Annotated in this window: 1 protein-coding gene; it reads left to right on the forward strand. The window is 42.2% G+C overall.

The window, feature by feature from the left end; translation table 11 throughout:
• Positions 1-363 precede the first annotated feature (363 nt).
• Entirely contained in the window at positions 364-1,776 is a 1,413-nt protein-coding gene (ltrA, locus tag HMPREF1548_RS24095) for a group II intron reverse transcriptase/maturase (RefSeq protein ID WP_021639313.1), read from the forward strand.
• Positions 1,777-1,867 lie beyond the last annotated feature (91 nt).

The raw sequence follows: 1,867 nt of genomic DNA on the forward strand, positions 1-1,867 counted from the left end.
CTTTGTTTGCGCGCCATGGGCGCGCTCTAACGGGTGTAAGTCCCGAACACACCCAGATAGTGGGAAGTGTATAGCTGAACAGCAAGGGTGTTTATCGTGAGGTAAAATCTGAAGGAAGCTGTAAGCAAATCTCTGATCTGACGGACAGAAATCACATATAAGGCTAGGCTGCGAGAGATAAGTCGGCAAAGAGCGACGAAGTCTAATAACTATCACATTTGTAGTAGCAGAGTAAATGTGGCGGATACATGGAGGGAAAGAGCGTGCACCTTAAGCGTGGAGGTCTCACAGAGGTTTCATTAGCCCAGTAACAACGAACTGTGAGAAGTCAGCAGAGCCCATAGTAGTGAAGAAGTTTCCGTAATGGAAATGGAGCAAAGGGGCGAACAATCAATCAGTTTTAGTAGAGTCTTGATTGCAGAAAAGACAACATCTGCCGTACCCAATCGGGAAAGGGTGGTCAATTCAAGCGAGACGGAAAGGAACGAACGCATGGACACAAGTAGTCTAATGGAGCAGATATTAAGTAAAGAGAATCTCAACACAGCATATCTGCAAGTCGTACGAAACAAAGGTGCAGAGGGAGTGGACGAAATGAAGTACACGGAACTCAAGGAACACCTTGCAAAGAACGGCGAAATCATCAAAGAACAGTTGAGGACAAGAAAATATAAGCCTCAACCAGTACGCAGAGTGGAGATACCAAAGTCAGACGGAGGTGTCAGAAACCTGGGAGTACCAACAGTAACAGACCGATTAGTACAGCAAGCCATAGCGCAGGTATTAACACCAATCTATGAAGAGCAATTCCATGACCATAGTTATGGATTCAGACCGAATAGGTGCGCCCAGCAGGCAATCATCACAGCATTAGATATGATGAATGACGGCTATGACTGGATTGTTGACATCGACTTAGAGAAGTTCTTTGATACAGTAAATCATGATAAACTGATGACCTTAATTGGTAAAACAATCAAGGACGGAGACGTGATTTCAATTATCAGGAAGTTTCTTGTTAGTGGAATCATGGTAGATGATGAGTACAAGGAATCTGTGATAGGAACACCACAAGGTGGAAATCTGTCACCGCTCCTTGCCAATATCATGTTGAATGAGCTTGATAAGGAAATGGAACAAAGAGGACTGAACTTTGTCAGATATGCAGACGACTGTATTATTATGGTCGGAAGTGAAATGTCAGCAAAGAGAGTGATGAGAAATCTCACGAAGTTTATTGAAGAGAAACTAGGGCTCAAGGTAAATATGACAAAGAGCAAGGTAGACAGACCAAATGGTCTTAAGTATCTTGGATTCGGATTCTACTTTGACAGTAGGGCACACCAATTTAAGGCAAAACCACATGAAAAATCTGTAGCGAAATTCAAGACGAAGATGAAACAGCTCACTTGTAGAAGTTGGGGAGTAAGTAACACTTATAAAGTGCAGAAACTCAATGAATTAATTAGAGGGTGGATTAACTACTTCAAGATAGGTAGCATGAAAACTCTATGTGCGAAAATGGACAGTAACATTCGTTATAGACTACGCATGTGTATTTGGAAACATTGGAAAACTTCACAAAACAGAGAAAAGAACCTTGTAAAGTTAGGAATAGACAGAAACACAGCAAGGAGAGTCGCTTATACGGGGGCAAGGATTGCCTACGTATGCAACAAAGGCGCTGTTAATGTGGCTATAAATAACAAAAGATTAGCCTCATTTGGACTAATCTCTATGTTAGATTACTACACCGAAAGGTGTGTTACTTGTTAAGTTGATTGAACCGCCGTGTACGGAACCGTACGCACGGTGGTGTGAGAGGTCGAAAATTTCTCTAATCAGAGAAATTTTCTCCTACTCGATT

The sequence above is a fragment of the Clostridium sp. KLE 1755 genome, from assembly GCF_000466465.2.
Lineage (GTDB): Bacteria > Bacillota > Clostridia > Lachnospirales > Lachnospiraceae > Eisenbergiella > Eisenbergiella porci.